A 15,267-nucleotide genomic window follows, 5' to 3' on the forward strand; every position below is an offset into this window, starting at 1 on the left:
CGGAGCCACCGCGTAGATTTCTGTAGAGGATACGCGGGGCTCCGGGGCCTTTAATGTTGAGGTGCTAGGAATCTAGCGGAGAGTTGTGCTAGGAATCCTTAGAATTCTTGCGTGCGAGGCGGGTAGCTGCCACGCCACCGACCAAGAGTGCAAGAGCGGCACCGCCGAGGGCAGTCGCCTGAACACCAGTGACTGCTAGCCCAGTGTTCTTGGTCCCGGTTTGCTTACCGTCATTCTTAGGGGTGTCGGGCTTGTCGCCTGGATTTTCCTCCCCAGGATTCTCGTCCTCCCCGGGCTGTTCGTCACCTGGGTTTTCATCGTCGCCCGGAGCGTCATCGCCTGGGTTCTCATCGTCGCCCGGAGTTTCGTCATCGGAGGTCGGACAGTAGCCGTAGACTCCGGTTGCCGGGTCGATCTTGCTCATATCACGCGGGGAACCGTCGGGGCACGTTGCGGTGTCATCGACTCCCGGCGGAATTCCGTCATTTTCTGGGGCATCTTCATCAGGCTCCGGAGTTGGGCCGGAATCATCTGAAGTGCCACAAGCACCGTAAGCCCCGGTTGCCGGGTCAATCTTGCTCATGTCACGCGGGGAACCGTCGGGACAGGTCTGGGTGTCCTCAACGCCCGGTGGGATGCCATCGTTAGATGAACCTCCTGGATCCGGGTTTGCAGCGTCATCTACACACTGGAAAGTACCGCCAACATTTTCAAAATGTTGACCGGCGGGGCATTCCGACGGGGCGGGGTCAGGAATCTGTGCGGTGGCAGCGCCAACGCCGATGAGCATGCCGGCTGAAGCGGCAGCGGCCACCATGGTCGAAGAGAGCTTCTTCATTTGGAAACCTCACAATGTCTATAGGAAAGCCCTGTAATCAACGGGCTTAAGTGGGGGAACACTGTTCACGCTTTTGATGCTAATAACTAATTACAGTCTTTGGTGACGTGAGCTTGGGGAGGGGGTAAATCGAAATTGTTGACTCGTCCAAGTCCCAGTAAGGGAAAGCGGGAACTTATATTTACAACGCTGAGTGTGTACACCCGTTGTGGTTGGAGCATCTTTAGAACTCGTCACTGTTCACTCGGCGGGGAGGCTTTTCTGTCTTCGCTAGCGAAGCTTGGCATCTGATCGTGTCGGGGTGGCGAGAGGCGGGTGGGAGCGTAGAGGGTTGGTAAAAAATCGGTACCTGTGGGTTTTATGCTTCGAGCTCTAGACGTTATGACTTTTCGGAGGTGTGACGCACAAAAATGCTCCCGATGCTGAATTGGCATCAGGAGCATTTTATGTTTCGTTAGCGGGGTAGAACCCTAAGCTTCTTAGCGGTTCTTGCGGGCGATGCGGGTAGCGGCGACACCGCCGACCAGGAGAACCAGAGCGGCTCCACCCAGGGTGGTGGCGTCAACGCCAGTGGCTGCCAGGCCAGTGCTCTGCGTCGAAGAAGCCTTCTTGGACTCCGAGGTATTGTGTTCAGACTTCTTGGAGTCCGAAACCTTCTTTACATTCTCGGAAGAGGTCGTCTTCTTGGACTCGGAAGCCTTCTTCTCAGCCTTTTCCTTGGCCTTCTTCTCTTCCTTCGTGCACTTGTTTTCGTTCTTGCACTCAGCAGAGATCTTGATGCCAACGTTTACCTTGACATCCTTGCCGTCCTTGCCTGGCTTACCGTCCTTGCCGTCCTTGCCATCCTTGCCCGGCTTACCGTCCTTGCCGTCCTTACCCGGCTTACCCGGCTTCTCGTCGTCCTTGCCTGGCTTGTCAGCGTCCGGCTTGTCCGTGCCTGGTTTGTCAGTGTCCGGCTTCGCCTCGTCCTTGACGCAGACACCGAAGACGTTCGGGTTGCCTGGGACTGGCTTGCTCATGTCGAAGTGCTCGCCCTCCGGGCACTGCTTATCAGAAATGCCTGGGTTTCCCAGGTCGCCCGGCTGGGACCCATTGTCGCCCGGTGTTTCGGGCTTAGGAGCCTCCTGGTCCGCGACGCACTGGAAGGTTCCGCCGACGTTCTCAAAGTGCTGGCCGTCTGGGCACTTGTCCGGCATTGGGGCCGGAATTCCGTCAGTGGAATCCTGCTCAGGCTGGTCTGCGACGCACTGGAAGGTGCCTCCGACGTTCTCAAAGTGCTGGCCGGCGGGGCACTCGGTCGGCATTGAGTCCGGAATCTGTGCAGTAGCGGTGCCTGCGCTTGCAATCATGCTGGCGGAGAAGGCAGCGGCGGCGATAGCCGTGGTGAACTTCTTCATGAAAACCTCTCAAGGAGTCAAACGGTCAGAGACCAATGAATCTGATTTCGCCGTTCATCCCTCATCGTGCACGGCGGAAAATAAAACCAGGCCAACTGCGGTTAACTAGGTTCATGATTAACCATAAACTGGTTGATATATGAATGGTATTGGAGGTAGTTATAGGAATAACATCAGGTGCGCAGTGGCGTGCTTTGACCTGCTGCAATGCCGCCGGTTTGCTATTTGGCTTACACCATTCCGGGGGAGGTTCTTACTAAGGGTGGCCTTAGCAAAAGCTAGCCACTGGCGTTATCTTTCTGTTACCTAGCTGGTGGTAACTGGGTTGGATAAACGTTCTTTATGCAGTAGGGCATTCATATCTGGAGGCTCGTTTAATTGTCACGTTAAAATAACGAACAGTAATCTAACGTCCTTGAGAATAAAAGAGCTTCGTCCTATTGCTATTTTTTACTTCCTATTGGTTACACCCGAATCGGGGCATTTAGGGTGGGTGGGCTGCAATCGTTGTCGATAGGCGAAGCTGTAGATATGTGCCAAATGGAGTATCCAGCGGGTACGGTAGAACAGTTAAGAAAAAACAAGGCAAAAGGGGAGCTGGAAACTTGTTTGAGTCTCTTTCCGATCGTTTGACGGGTGCCCTGCGGGGGCTGGGCGGGAAGGGCCGCCTGACTGAGGCGGATATTAACGCCACCGCCCGCGAGATTCGGCTGGCTCTTCTGGAAGCCGATGTCTCCCTCGAGGTTGTCCGTACCTTCATCAAGCGCATCAAGGAACGCGCTAACGAAATTATTGGCAGCCAGACTGTCAACCCGGCAAACCAGATTATTGAGGTCGTCAATGAGGAACTGATTAACATCCTCGGTGGCGAGACTCGACGGCTGAATATGTCGAAGCAGCCACCAACAGTTATCATGCTGGCCGGTCTGCAGGGCGCTGGTAAGACCACCTTGGCCGGTAAATTGGCCAGGTACCTCACGGATCAGGGGCACACCCCGGTCCTCGTCGCCTGTGACCTGCAGCGTCCAGGTGCGGTGCAGCAGCTGGAAATTGTCGCTGAGCGTGCAGGCGTGCCGTGCTTCGCACCGTTCCCGGGCACCAGCCTCGATTCCACCCATGAAATGGGCACCAGCGAGGACAACCCAGTTGACGCCGCGTTCCGTGGCCTCGCTTATGCTCGCCAGCATCGCCACGATGTGGTGATTATCGATACCGCAGGTCGCCTGGGTATCGATGAGGTTCTGATGAAGCAGGCTCGCGACATTCGCGATGCCATCAACCCGCATGAAGTTCTGTTTGTCATCGACTCCATGATTGGTCAGGATGCGGTAGAGACCGCCAAGGCCTTCCGAGACGGCGTTGACTTCACCGGCGTTGTACTGACCAAGCTCGATGGCGACGCGCGCGGTGGCGCTGCACTGTCTATCCGTGAGGTCACCGGTAAGCCGATTCTGTTCGCCTCCACGGGCGAGAAGTTGGAGGACTTTGACGTCTTCCACCCAGACCGTATGGCCAGCCGCATCCTGGGCATGGGTGACCTGAAGACGTTGGTTGAGGTCGCTTCCAAGGAAATCGATCATGAGCAGGCTGCCAAGTCCGCCCAGAAGATTGGTTCCGGCGAGCTGACTCTCGAGGACTTCCTCGAGCAGATGATGATGGTCCGCAAGATGGGCCCAATCGGCAACATCCTCAAGATGCTCCCCGGCGGCGCGGAAATGTCCAAGGCCGCGGAAATGGTCGACGAAAAGCAGCTTGACCGCATCGAGGCGATTATCCGCGGTATGACTCCGGAAGAGCGCGAGAATCCGAAGATTCTGAATGCTTCACGACGTCGTCGTATCGCCAACGGTTCCGGTGTGTCCGTTTCAGAGGTTAACCAGCTCATCGAGCGTTTCAATGAGGCGCGGAAGATGATGGCGCAGATGGCCGGCCGATTTGGTATGGGCGGTGGTCGCCCATCGAACCGCAAGGCGAAGCGTGGTCGAAAGGGCAAGGGCAAGAATAAGCGCAAGGGCGCTAACCGTGGTCCAACGCCACCGAAGGCAATGCGCGGTGGTGGAATGCCCGGTATGCCTGGAATGCCAGGTATGCAGGGCATGCCGGGTATGCCTAGCATGGCTGAACTGCAGAAGCTGCAGAAGCAGATGGGTAATCAGCTGCCAGAAGGTATGGAGGACTTTGACCTCAACAATCTCGACTTCGGACAGGGCAAGAAGTAGCGGGGACTAGAAGTAGCTAGTCCCGCAGAGCCTTCTGAATCTGGCGGTCCATTTCAGGACTGAAAGTGGCCGCTAGTTCATCGGTGATGTGATTGCTGTCGCGGTAGACGTAGATATTGCCAATAACTTTACGGCAGGTGGTCGGACCGCAGAAGATGTCGGAGAAATCTAGACTGTGCCCGTTGGGGAAGTTCGCAAGAATCTCCTCAGCGGGATTTTCTGCATTTAGGGCAGTTTTGCGGTGGATAGCGCAGTCTTCTTCCGCTTCTTCGCATACGCTGGGGGAGAATTGGTCCAAGTCCTCCCGTAGCGCCCATGGGTTATCGCGGATAGCGAAGAAATCAATTCCGCGTTCTTGTAGAGCAGCGAAAAACGAGACATAGCCATCCGGTGTGTAGTCGCCCGGCTGCGGTGGGTCCGCCTGGAACAAGGGTCTGGTCGAAGTGGTGAAAACCATCTCTGGCTGAATCTCGTCAATTTTGTGCAGAGCCTCGAAAGTCCAGGCCACGCAGATATCGCCGACTCCGTGGATCGGTTCTAAGGTCGCTGGACAGCCTTGTCGGAGAAGAACCACCACTCGGTACCCGTTGTTTTTGCCGTAGGCATCAATCGGGGCAAACCAATGTTCCATGTGCGAGCCGCCGACGATGACAATCGATTCACTAGCATCTGGATCACCGTAGACACACGGCTGGGTCTCATCGCGCCAACGGCGATTCGGCGGGAAGTATCCGACGTCCTCACCGCCTGTCGCAAGGCAGCCATCGAGGGCAGGTTCCGGCCAAAGGTCCGTGATGAAATCGGTATTCGGCTTTGTGGCTGCCTTGGGGACCTCGTACCCGTCGGTAAGCGCGAGTGCACCTGGATAGACCTCTGGATCTAGGCTGGTGGCGGAGGCGCGATTGACGCGCACCTGTTGCACGTTGACAAGGCTGGACATGCCGACCAACGCAATGACGACAATAGTGCCGACTACCGCTAGACGACGAGCCGGGCGACGATGCTTCATTGCGTGGATTGCATCGCCGACGACGGGCTGAGTCCGGGTCGGTCGGCGAGTCGATTGAGCCAGCGGCAGCTCGACATACTTGTTGGTGACTTTGGCCAAAATAAAGGAAACGACGATCACTGCGGTGCCAAGCTTCAGCCCCGGAGTATCGCGGTTGAGGTAGTTTATGGCCAGGATGAGAAGAGGCCAGTGCCACAGGTAGAGCGCGTAGGCGCTCTGGCCTACTTCGCGCATTGGGCGGCTGGCCAGGAACTTGGAGATCCAGCCCGCCTCAGGGCCGGCGATAATAATCAGCGCAGCACCACCGAGGGGCCATAGGGTCCAAGGGCCTGGGAACTGCGCGGCGCCATCGAAGATGAAACCGGTGGAGACTACCAGTGCGAGGCCGATGCTGGCTAACAGCACTCGAAGAGGCTTGGGCATGGGGACGGAGCCCCGGCCAAGAATCAGTCCGAGTAGTGCGCCGAGGCAGAGCTCCCAGAGGCGGCTGACAGTGGAGTAGTAGTTCCACCCCTGGTTTTCGGAGTGCATATAGAAGGCATAGACAAGCGAGCCGAGAGTGATAACTGCCAGCAAAGGGGTGAGGATTCGGCGGAGCTTACCGCCAGTAGCGTCGGTGCGCTTCGCCTCCACCGGTGAGGTGACCGCGCCGACAATCTGGGGTGAGCGCGTCATCCAGGCGAGTAGGGAGATGAGCAAAATGGAGCCGAGATAAAACTGGCCCTGCACCGACATTGACCACAGGTGCTGCAGTGGGGAAGTTTCGCTCTCTGCGGCAGCGTAGTCCGAGCCCTGGAGTGCCAGTTCATAATTTTGGTAGTAGAGCAGGCTGGCGCGGAGTTGCTGGGCAATGTCGATGGTGCGAAGCGATGGAATGAAGTAAATGACAAACAGGGTTGTCGCGAAGAGGACCAGCACCAGTGTCGGGATTAGGCGACGCAGCGTGCGCCAGATACTCCACCATGGATTGATTGACTGCCTGGGGTTGATGGCATTGCGGTACTGCGCGCCGAAGAAGAAAAACCCGGAGAGCAAGAGGAATACGTCCACACCACCGGAAACGCGGCCGACGTAAACGTGGAAAAGGACTACGAGGGCAATCGAAATGCCCCGTAGTCCGTCCAAGTCATACCTATATTGGGTGCCGGTGGTTTGCATAGAATGTTACGTTACCGCACTGTCAACGACGTTCAGCCTTAGTGGGTATGCAGCGTTTCGAGTGCGCAGTTTTGTTAATTTCCAAAAACTGCTGGTAACATACCTCGAGTTGTCTCAATGAGAATCCTCAGCTGAGGCACGACTGCGAATTCATCGGATCCGGCCACGGCCGCCCGGTGGTCACGCGCAGTGTAAATATCCCAAGGGCAAAACCGGTCCGAAGCACTTCGTTAGTAATTACTCGTGAGCTCGGATGCATAAGTATTGTCCAGTGACATAGAAGAAAGAGGAACTCCTCATGGCAGTCAAGATTAAGCTGCAGCGCCTGGGTAAGATTCGTACCGCTCAGTACCGCGTTGTCGTTGCTGATGCTCGTACCCGTCGCAACGGTGCGGTCATTGAGAACCTGGGCATCTACCAGCCGAAGGAAGAGCCGTCGATCATCAAGATTGACTCCGAGCGCGTTCAGTACTGGCTGGGTGTCGGTGCACAGCCGACCGAGCCGGTTCTGGCTCTGCTGAAGGTCACCGGCGACTGGCAGAAGTTCAAGGGCCTCGAGGGTGCAGAGGGCACTCTGAAGGTTGCTGAGCCGAAGCCGACCAAGCTCGAGCTGTTCAACAAGGCTCTGGAAGAGGCCAACAACGGCCCGTCCGCTGAGGCCATCACCGCTAAGCGCCGCGAGGCCAAGGAAGCAGCGAAGGCTGCTAAGGAAGCTGAGGAGGCCGCAAAGGCTGCCGAGGCTGAGGCTGCTGAGTCCGAGGCTTCCGAGGACGCCGAGTAATAAGGACGCTGAGTACGCCGCTTAGCTAATCCGGGCGCTACCTTATACTTCAAGACGAAGTGTTGGGTGGCGCCTTTTTGCTTTACGCGGGGTGTTTTACAGAGCCTTTATAAGAGAGGGAGTGTGCGCGTGTCAGTAGCTGACATGGTGCTTATTGGCCGAGTGATCAAGCCCCACGGTGTGCGCGGGGAAGTCGTCGTCGATGCGACAACGGATGACCCGGAAGGGCGTTTCGCAGTCGGGACCACGCTGTTGGGTGTACAGGCCGGCCGTGAGGAACAGCTGACTGTGAAAACGGCACGCCCGCACCAGGGGCGTTTGCTGATTCGCTTCGAGGAGATTCCGGGCCGCAATGAGGCCGAGCGTCATCGGGGTATGAAGTTTTATGCCGAGCCCGTCTTCGAAGACGAGGACTTTTATGACTTTGAACTTGAAGGCCTGCGCGTAGTCCACAACGGCACCGATATCGGCGAGGTCACTTCTATTGTTCGTGCTCCCGCTCATCGTCTCCTTGAAGTCACGCTTGACGACGGCGCCCGAGGGGTACTCATCCCTCTGGTAGAGGAAATCGTTCCGGGAGTTGACCTTGAGAATTCTACTGTCACCATCACCCCGCCGGAAGGACTGTTGGAGCTGTGAGCTTACGTCTCGATGTAGTCACAATCTTCCCGGAGTACCTCGAGCCACTGCGTCATGCGTTGCTGGGCAAGGCAATTGAGCAGGGCATTTTGAGTGTCGGCGTACACAACCTGCGCGACTGGGCGCCAGGTGTACACCAGGCCGTGGATGACTCGCCCTACGGCGGTGGCCCCGGCATGGTTATGAAGCCGGATGTCTGGGGTCCCGCCCTCGACGAGGTAGCGACGCTGAAAGCGGAGCAGTCGCTCACGTCCGCGGTGCCACATTTGGACAATGTCCGCCATGATCAGAAATTGGGTTTGGCCGAGGAATCTTCCTATGCTGCAGCGGAAGTGCCGTCGTTAAGCGAAGAAGATTCAGCGAAGCCCCTGCTGATCGTCCCGACCCCGGCGGGCGAGCCGTTTACGCAGCAGATGGCGCAGGAGTTCTCACACGAGGAGCACATTGTGTTCGCGTGCGGGCGCTACGAGGGCATTGACCAGCGCGTTATTGATGACGCTGCTAATCGTTACCGCGTGCGTGAGGTATCTATTGGGGACTATGTGCTGATCGGCGGGGAAGTGGCGGTACTGGTGATTGCGGAGTCCGTCGTGCGGTTGATCCCGGGTGTGTTGGGCAATCGCAAAAGCCACGAGGAGGACTCTTTCTCTGACGGTCTGCTCGAAGGGCCGTCTTACACCAAGCCGCGCGAGTGGCGTGGACTGACAGTGCCGGACGTTCTCCTCAGCGGCAATCACGCGCTGGTGGACCGTTGGCGGCGCGATCAGTCACTCATCCGCACGGCCGAACGTCGTCCCGATTTGCTTGCCGACGTCGACCTCAGCGCCCGTGACCGGGAAATAATCCAAGGAGTCATTGGGGAAGTAACCGAGGAGAACTGCTAGTGGCACGTGTTCGAATTGCGCGACCTCGGCACGTCATTGGTTGGCTAGCTGTCCTTGGGGCGCTGGCGTGGTTCACTCAGACGCAGCTGGCGGGGAGCGTGGATCAGTCGTTTGCGGGTTGGGTCAGTGACCTGCATGGGGCGCGGGATGGCCGCGTCGATAGTTTGATGCTGGCTTTGAGCGAGATTATCCGGCCGATTTACGTCGCGCCGGTCACGCTTGTTGCTGCGGCACTCCTGTGGTTCCGCTTCCGTGCGTGGGCGTTGCTATTGCCGGCGTCATTCGGTTCGTCGATTGCGGTGACTTATGCCATGAAGTGGTTTTTGGACCGCGACCGACCGGGTGAGGAGTTCTCGCTGGTCAACCTACACGATGCGGCGTTTCCTTCTGCACATGTGGCAGCGGTTACTTCCAGCGGTATGGCCGCGATGCAGCTTGCCATCCCCGTATTGCGCCGCACAGCCCGCAAGCTGCTCGACTTGGCCATTATCGCGCTTATCGGCGCTGTGGCACTGTCGCGCGTGTGGGTCGGGGCGCACTGGCTTACCGATGTTATCGGCGGCCTCATCGCCGGAGTTATCGGCTTAGCAGTTGCGCTGCTAGTTCTTAGGAGATGGCCACGAGCACGGCGCTACGCGCTGCCTTAGTCTCCTCGTAGAAGGCCACGAGTTCGCGGTACCGCTGTGTCGCAGTGGCTTCGTCGATAAGCGAACCATTGTCCGTGATGCGGGCGGCAAGATCGATGCTTGCCAGCGTCTGGTGCACGTCGCCGACGCGATCGGCGCGGATGACTGCAGACAGCGGCTTGCGGCAGACGCGGTCGGCGCCGAGGATGGCCTCCGCCAGCGGGTCGCCGAGTGCCTGGCCGTCGATGGGATTGCCGGTCAACGTGCGCAGCAGGGACTCCCAGTCCGTGTCGATGTCCAGGGCATCTTCGTCCGGAACGTCGACGAAGTGCTGCAGGATAATCTTCTCCGCGCCGTCGGTAACAAGCCCCGCCGTGCCGCCGTCGCTGGTCGCCGCAGGTGCTGCGACCTCAACTAACCGCGCTGCCTCCTCGTCGGAGATGCGCAGGTATTCGGCACAGAGTTTCTGCTTCATGGGGCTCCTTTTCCGGTGATTACTGCGAGCCTTCTGTGGGGCGTTCGCCAATTGGTACTTCCACGATAGTAAAGTTGCCCGGGTGATTTCATCAGTAATTGCCCGAGAACTCGCCGCCACTGGTGCGGACGTTGCCGAAAGTGCCGTCGCCGCCGCTATCAAGCTTCTCGACGAAGGCAACACCGTGCCTTTCATCGCCCGCTATCGCAAGGAAGTAACCGGCGGACTCGATGACACACAGCTGCGTTTCATCGAGGAACGCGTCGTCTACCTGCGCGAACTAGAAGATCGCAAGCAAACGATTCTCGCCGCTATCGAAGAGCAGGGAAAGCTTAACGACGACCTGAAGGCCGCCATCCTCGCCTGCGACACTAAGGCGCGGTTGGAGGATCTCTACCTGCCGTACAAGAAGAAGCGCAAGACCAAGGCCGATATTGCGCGTGAGGCCGGGTACGAACCGCTGGTGGAGGAGCTGCTGGCCGACCCAGCCGCGGACCCCGAGACTCTGGCCACTAAGTACGGCGAGGCAGCTGGTAAGGATGCGAAGGACGCTCTGACCGGTGCCCGTGCCATCTTGGTCGATCGCTTCGCTACCGATGCTGATTTGGTTGGCTCTGTCCGTGAGCAGGTGTGGTCCTCCGGTTCCGCCGCCGCTGCCGTGGTGGAGGGCAAGGAGACTGCGGGTGCGAAGTACCGTGACTACTTCGAGCACAACGAACCTCTGGACACCATGCCTAGCCACCGCGTGTTGGCCGTGCTGCGCGGTGAGGCCGAGGGCATCCTGACGCTCAACATCGATGCGGGTGAGGATGAGACCTACGAGCACATGATCCGTGAGGCCTTTGAGCTTCCCGACGGCGGTGCCTCCAAGTGGATTGACCAGGCCGTTCGTTTCGGTTGGCGCACCAAGTTGGAGGTGTCCGCTGCCCTCGATGCCCGCACTCGACTGAAGGAGCGCGCCGAGGCCGAAGCCGTGGATGTCTTCGCCCGTAACCTGCGTGACCTGCTGCTGGCCGCACCGGCTGGCCAGCGCGCCACTCTCGGCCTGGACCCGGGATACCGCAATGGTGTGAAGTGCGCCGTTGTCGACTCCACTGGCAAGGTCCTCGACACTGCCATCGTCTACCCGCACCAGCCGCGCAATGACTGGTCCGGCGCCAAGGAGCAACTGGCCACTCTCTGCGCCACGCACCGCGTGGAGCTCATGGCCATCGGCAACGGCACCGCTTCCCGCGAGACCGAAACCCTGGCCCGCGAAATCGCTGACCTCATCGCTCAGGCCGGCGGCAAGAAGCCGACCCCTGTGGTGGTTTCTGAGGCCGGTGCTTCCGTCTACTCCGCATCGTCCCTGGCAGCAGCCGAGTTCCCGGACATGGATGTATCTCTCCGCGGCGCAGTCTCGATTGCCCGCCGCCTGCAGGATCCCCTTGCCGAGCTCGTCAAAATCGACCCGAAGTCCATCGGCGTCGGCCAGTACCAGCACGACGTTTCCCAGACCAAGCTCGAGCACTCCCTGGACGCTGTGGTGGAGGATGCCGTCAACGCTGTCGGCGTGGAGGTCAACACCGCCTCTGCGCCGCTGCTCGGTCGCGTTGCTGGCGTGTCCTCGACTGTTGCGGACAACATCGTCGCTTACCGAGACGAAAACGGCGCTTTCACCTCCCGCAAGGAGCTGCTGAAGGTTCCGCGTCTTGGCCCGAAGGCCTTCGAGCAGTGCGCCGGCTTCCTGCGCATCCACGGTGCTAACAACCCGCTGGATGCCTCCGCCGTGCACCCGGAGTCCTACCGCGTCGTCGATGCCATTGCCGCGTCGACCGGCGTTAGTGTCCAGGAGCTCATCGGCAACTCCCGTGTCCTGTCCAAGGTGCGTGCTGCAGACTTCGTCGACGAGTCCGCAGGTATCGGCCTGCCCACCGTCCAGGACATCTTGGCCGAGCTGGACAAGCCTGGCCGCGATCCGCGTCCCGAGTTTGTCACCGCCACCTTCAAGGAAGGCGTGGAGAAGGTCTCCGATCTTCAGCCCGGCATGATTCTCGAGGGCACCGTCACCAACGTCGCGGCCTTCGGCGCCTTCGTTGACGTCGGAGTCCACCAGGACGGCCTCGTCCACGTCTCCAACATGGCCCGCGGTTTCGTCTCCGACCCGCACGAGGTCGTCCGCTCGGGCGAGGTGGTCAAGGTGAAGGTTCTCGACGTTGACGTCGAACGCAGCCGCATCGGTCTATCGCTCAGGCTTGACGACGACGCCTCGGATGCCAAGCCAAAGCGTGACGGCGGTCGCGGAGAAGGCCGTGGAGGCGGCCGAAAGCGTGGTTCCCAGAATAAGAAGCGCGGTGGAGCCAACCGCGGTGGAGGCGGCGGTTCCATGGCCGACGCGCTGCGCAGGGCAGGCTTTTAGCGCTTGATCTGTTAGCGCTTGATTTATTAGCGCATAGCCTATTAGCGCATAGCGTCGATGCGGCTGTTGATCTCACCCGCGACAGCCGCAGCCATTCCATCCGGTACGACGATGGTGTAATCGGACCCCGAGGTCTCAATCTTGACTGCCTCGCCTGACCGTGCCGCCACGGTGATGCGGCCATCATTGCCAAGTCGAAGCCCAATACCGCCACCGTCGGCCCAGTTATAAGTGGCCGGCTTCGCATATTTGATGGTTCGAAGCTCAATGGGGTGTTTCATCTTCAGCGGTCCACAGCCGTTAAAAACGGTAATGGAATCTGTCTTCGGGTCCGTGTCTAGTGTCATGCCGGTTTCATATGCGATGAGGAATAGCGGCGTGCACAGCAGAAAAACAATGCCGAGGCTTGGCAGGAACACTGCGAGCGCTACAGACACCACGCACCAGACTGCGAGGGTGACCTTGACCCCCTTAGAGATGGTCACACTGACATCGATGGGAGTCGGGGCTCCTTCTCGATGGGGCAACTGTGGCGATGTCGGCTCGGTGACCGTGGCGTCGGTAAGCGAGGAGTAGTCCTTGAGGCGGCGCGTCACGAGCAGGGCCGCTACTAGGCCGATGATGACGCCGGCTATTGCATAGATCCAGCCGATTCGGGCGGTCGTAGGGTCCGTCGTGCCGATCTGCGGGATGATAATCGCGAATTCAATGCCGATTAAGAAGCCGCAGAGGGCGAGGTTGGTTATTGCAATTGGCTTCCGTACAACAAGCGGCGTACTGGTCTTGGCGCCGAGCCAACCGATCTGTGCACATGCGATGACGATGATGGCCATAATCAATGTGCTTGGAATTGGCGGCATGAAACCGTTGGGAGTGCCGCTACCGCTCCAATGCGTTGCTAACTGCTCCGGTAGTCGGTCGGAAATAGCAATTACCCACAGAAGCTGTGCAATGGCCAGAACGCACGGGGCGATGATTGTTCCTCGAACAATCCAGGAGTCAAAGCGTGGAATCTGCTGCATGGAGACAATCTAGCAGTTGGGGGGGGTGTTTTGTAGCAACGGTCAGCGGCGGTCGGCGGCGTTCGTTATTGGTGTGCTGTATCAGCGTGACGTTGTAGCGAGCGGTTGTAGCGTGTCGTCTTAGCGTGCGCGGACTTTCGCAAGAAGATGCACCTCGCGACATTTGATAACACACTCAATAACACACTCGAAAATACAAGCGAAAAAGTTTTACTAAAGGGGTTGTACAATCGAACGGGCGTGCTAGAATGGGGGTATCAAGAACAAAGTGCTTGAGCTTCTCTTCTTGGCGTTGAGCTAGTGGTATTCACTCGTCCTCGACGCTGAGCGGGGTTGGGGCTTTGGGGGAACAATGTCTGAAAAAGATAGTCCGGCCAAACAACCGTCCGATGTTTACCAAGCGGCTCTGCTGCCTGAAGCGCCGCAGTTTTTCCACGAGTCATCCACGAACCAGTTGGCGGTGGCGGGTATCCAACGCAACCGCTTGGAACTGGGTATAGCTTGCGGTTGCACGCCGAAGTCGCTTGAGATTGATGTGGATGCATACATTGCTGAAATCGCGCCCGAGTTGGGTATTTCCCGCGGTAAAGCGCTCGAGTATGTAGAGGTCGGCATTCAGTTAGCGCGCATGCCTCGGCTGGGTGCCTTTATTAAAGCTCGAGCTCATTTGCCCTTTGCGCATTTGATCACCATTGCTCGCGCGACAGCGCCGCTCCACGACCCAGAGGTGCGTGCAGCTGTTGAAGAAGAAATTGCCCGCTTTGTCATTCCCCGAAAGCATGGCGAGGCACTCCGGGGAGTGCGCAGCCTACATAAATTCCTGCAACGGGTTATCGAAGAAATTGAACCTCAGCTTCGCCCCAAAAACCTTCCGGGTGATGTCGATCCGCTGCTTCCTGCAGGAGAATGCGAAATAGTAGGAGAGAGTATCGGTTTTGAAGAGAGCGACAACTTCGCGGAAGTTTTTATGGAGCTGGAAAAGACCCGCGCTCTCGAATTCAAAACCACCCTCGAGTCCATCTCCAGCTCAGCTGGCTGCACTCGAGTCGAAGCTTTGACACACCTCATCCGCGGCACCGCCGAGGCAAAAATCGTACTCAACCTATACTGTCCTGCCACAGAGGAGCGCCCCCGCACCGCCTGGCTTGGCGGCGTTGGCTGGATCTCGCAGTTAGCTACGCAGGCGTGGATTGATAAGGTCACGCATATTCGTATGCTTGCCGACGAAACCGCGGAGGGCTACGCCCCAACCGAAAGTCAGAGGGCCTTCGTTAAAGGTCGGGACGGAACGTGTCGCTTTCCGGGATGTGATGTACCCGCGGAGCTCTGCGACATTGACCATATTGAGCCGTACGACAAAGAGCACCCAGAGGAGGGCGGGGCAACGGAAACGCCGAACCTCCACTGCCTCTGCCGCTGGCACCACAACATGAAAACAGCTGGTCTGTGGAATGTTGCACGTGATCGGGATGGGGTGGAACTGTGGACGTCGTCAAGCACGGGCAAAAAGGCGGTGAGCCTGGAAGAAGGGCCGCTTGCCGGGCACGGGCGCTACACTTTCGACAAACGGGGACTGCGGATGACGCAGGCGCTGGCAGAATATAACGAGTATCGCCAGGAGCTGATAGAGCAATCACGGAAGCTGGTCGAGGAAGCGCGCAAGGGAGAAGGCACCGATACTCCCAACCCGCAAGACCCCCAAGACTCGGAAGCTCCCCAAGACCCGCAAGACCCGCCGAACATGGATGAGTTTGGTTTCTGACCAGGGGGTGTGTAATAATTTCCAGGTTGTCTTTATAGGCAGCTTTACCTGTTTCGGGC

12 protein-coding genes are annotated in these 15,267 nt (G+C 58.4%); 7 read left to right on the forward strand and 5 right to left on the reverse strand.

What is annotated here, in order from left to right; translation table 11 throughout:
- Window positions 1-88 precede the first annotated feature (88 nt).
- Window positions 89-838, reverse strand: a complete 750-nt coding sequence (locus tag HMPREF2857_RS09640) for a hypothetical protein (RefSeq protein WP_048735495.1) — start codon at window positions 836-838, stop codon at window positions 89-91.
- A gap of 479 nt (window positions 839-1,317) precedes the next feature.
- Complete coding sequence (locus HMPREF2857_RS11210; RefSeq protein ID WP_070643979.1) at window positions 1,318-2,235, reverse strand: hypothetical protein; 918 nt, start codon at window positions 2,233-2,235, stop codon at window positions 1,318-1,320.
- Between the two features lie 605 nt (window positions 2,236-2,840).
- On the opposite strand from HMPREF2857_RS11210, the gene ffh reads away from it, so the two are divergent.
- Window positions 2,841-4,454: a signal recognition particle protein gene (gene ffh / locus HMPREF2857_RS09650; RefSeq protein ID WP_048735500.1), complete on the forward strand. Its 1,614-nt coding sequence runs from the start codon at window positions 2,841-2,843 to the stop codon at window positions 4,452-4,454.
- A 16-nt stretch (window positions 4,455-4,470) separates the two neighbouring features.
- Here ffh and HMPREF2857_RS09655 read toward each other — a convergent pair whose 3' ends face one another.
- On the reverse strand, window positions 4,471-6,588 hold the full coding sequence (locus HMPREF2857_RS09655) for an acyltransferase family protein (protein WP_246819690.1): 2,118 nt from the start codon (window positions 6,586-6,588) through the stop codon (window positions 4,471-4,473).
- Window positions 6,589-6,919: 331 nt separating this feature from the next.
- Between HMPREF2857_RS09655 and rpsP the strand changes: the two genes are divergently transcribed.
- The 4 genes from rpsP to HMPREF2857_RS09675 all read left to right on the forward strand — a co-directional run bounded on the left by rpsP (window position 6,920) and on the right by HMPREF2857_RS09675 (window position 9,572).
- Window positions 6,920-7,402 carry a 30S ribosomal protein S16 gene (rpsP, locus tag HMPREF2857_RS09660; protein ID WP_038628648.1) on the forward strand — a complete coding sequence of 161 codons (483 nt, stop codon included), beginning with the start codon at window positions 6,920-6,922 and terminating at the stop codon, window positions 7,400-7,402.
- Between the two features lie 144 nt (window positions 7,403-7,546).
- Window positions 7,547-8,041: a ribosome maturation factor RimM gene (rimM, locus tag HMPREF2857_RS09665; protein WP_070643983.1), complete on the forward strand. Its 495-nt coding sequence runs from the start codon at window positions 7,547-7,549 to the stop codon at window positions 8,039-8,041.
- On the forward strand, window positions 8,038-8,925 hold the full coding sequence (trmD, locus tag HMPREF2857_RS09670) for a tRNA (guanosine(37)-N1)-methyltransferase TrmD (RefSeq protein ID WP_070643985.1): 888 nt from the start codon (window positions 8,038-8,040) through the stop codon (window positions 8,923-8,925). The genes rimM and trmD overlap by 4 nt, the downstream gene beginning before the upstream one ends.
- Complete coding sequence (locus tag HMPREF2857_RS09675; RefSeq protein WP_070643988.1) at window positions 8,925-9,572, forward strand: phosphatase PAP2 family protein; 648 nt, start codon at window positions 8,925-8,927, stop codon at window positions 9,570-9,572. Before trmD ends, HMPREF2857_RS09675 begins: the two co-directional genes overlap by 1 nt.
- On the opposite strand, the gene HMPREF2857_RS09680 is transcribed toward HMPREF2857_RS09675, so the two are convergent.
- The gene (locus HMPREF2857_RS09680; protein WP_049171521.1) at window positions 9,532-10,026 is read right to left on the reverse strand and encodes a DUF1877 family protein; all 495 of its coding nucleotides are present in this window, start codon (window positions 10,024-10,026) and stop codon (window positions 9,532-9,534) included. The two genes, HMPREF2857_RS09675 and HMPREF2857_RS09680, sit on opposite strands and share 41 nt — an antisense overlap.
- A gap of 82 nt (window positions 10,027-10,108) precedes the next feature.
- Between HMPREF2857_RS09680 and HMPREF2857_RS09685 the strand changes: the two genes are divergently transcribed.
- Complete coding sequence (locus tag HMPREF2857_RS09685) at window positions 10,109-12,424, forward strand: Tex family protein (protein ID WP_070643991.1); 2,316 nt, start codon at window positions 10,109-10,111, stop codon at window positions 12,422-12,424.
- 41 nt (window positions 12,425-12,465) lie between these two features.
- On the opposite strand, the gene HMPREF2857_RS09690 is transcribed toward HMPREF2857_RS09685, so the two are convergent.
- A complete protein-coding gene (locus tag HMPREF2857_RS09690; protein ID WP_070643993.1) occupies window positions 12,466-13,446 on the reverse strand; it encodes a DUF1648 domain-containing protein in 981 nt (326 codons plus the stop codon).
- A 352-nt stretch (window positions 13,447-13,798) separates the two neighbouring features.
- Here HMPREF2857_RS09690 and HMPREF2857_RS09695 point away from each other — a divergent pair, with 352 nt between their 5' ends.
- Window positions 13,799-15,208 (forward strand): HNH endonuclease signature motif containing protein, encoded by a 1,410-nt coding sequence (locus HMPREF2857_RS09695; protein WP_070643996.1) that lies wholly within the window; start codon window positions 13,799-13,801, stop codon window positions 15,206-15,208.
- Window positions 15,209-15,267: the final 59 nt, after the last annotated feature.

The organism is Corynebacterium sp. HMSC076C10 (assembly GCF_001812455.1).
In the GTDB taxonomy this organism is placed as follows: Bacteria; Actinomycetota; Actinomycetes; order Mycobacteriales; family Mycobacteriaceae; genus Corynebacterium; species Corynebacterium jeikeium_D.

Bases quoted from the DNA above. Each gene is read 5' to 3' on its own strand.
- rpsP (WP_038628648.1), top strand. From the start codon at position 6,920: ATGGCAGTCAAGATTAAGCTGCAGCGCCTGGGTAAGATTCGTACCGCT.
- HMPREF2857_RS09680 (WP_049171521.1), bottom strand. From the start codon at position 10,026: ATGAAGCAGAAACTCTGTGCCGAATACCTGCGCATCTCCGACGAGGAG.
- HMPREF2857_RS09640 (WP_048735495.1), bottom strand. From the start codon at position 838: ATGAAGAAGCTCTCTTCGACCATGGTGGCCGCTGCCGCTTCAGCCGGC.
- HMPREF2857_RS09690 (WP_070643993.1), bottom strand. From the start codon at position 13,446: ATGCAGCAGATTCCACGCTTTGACTCCTGGATTGTTCGAGGAACAATC.
- HMPREF2857_RS11210 (WP_070643979.1), bottom strand. From the start codon at position 2,235: ATGAAGAAGTTCACCACGGCTATCGCCGCCGCTGCCTTCTCCGCCAGC.
- rimM (WP_070643983.1), top strand. From the start codon at position 7,547: ATGGTGCTTATTGGCCGAGTGATCAAGCCCCACGGTGTGCGCGGGGAA.
- HMPREF2857_RS09695 (WP_070643996.1), top strand. From the start codon at position 13,799: ATGTCTGAAAAAGATAGTCCGGCCAAACAACCGTCCGATGTTTACCAA.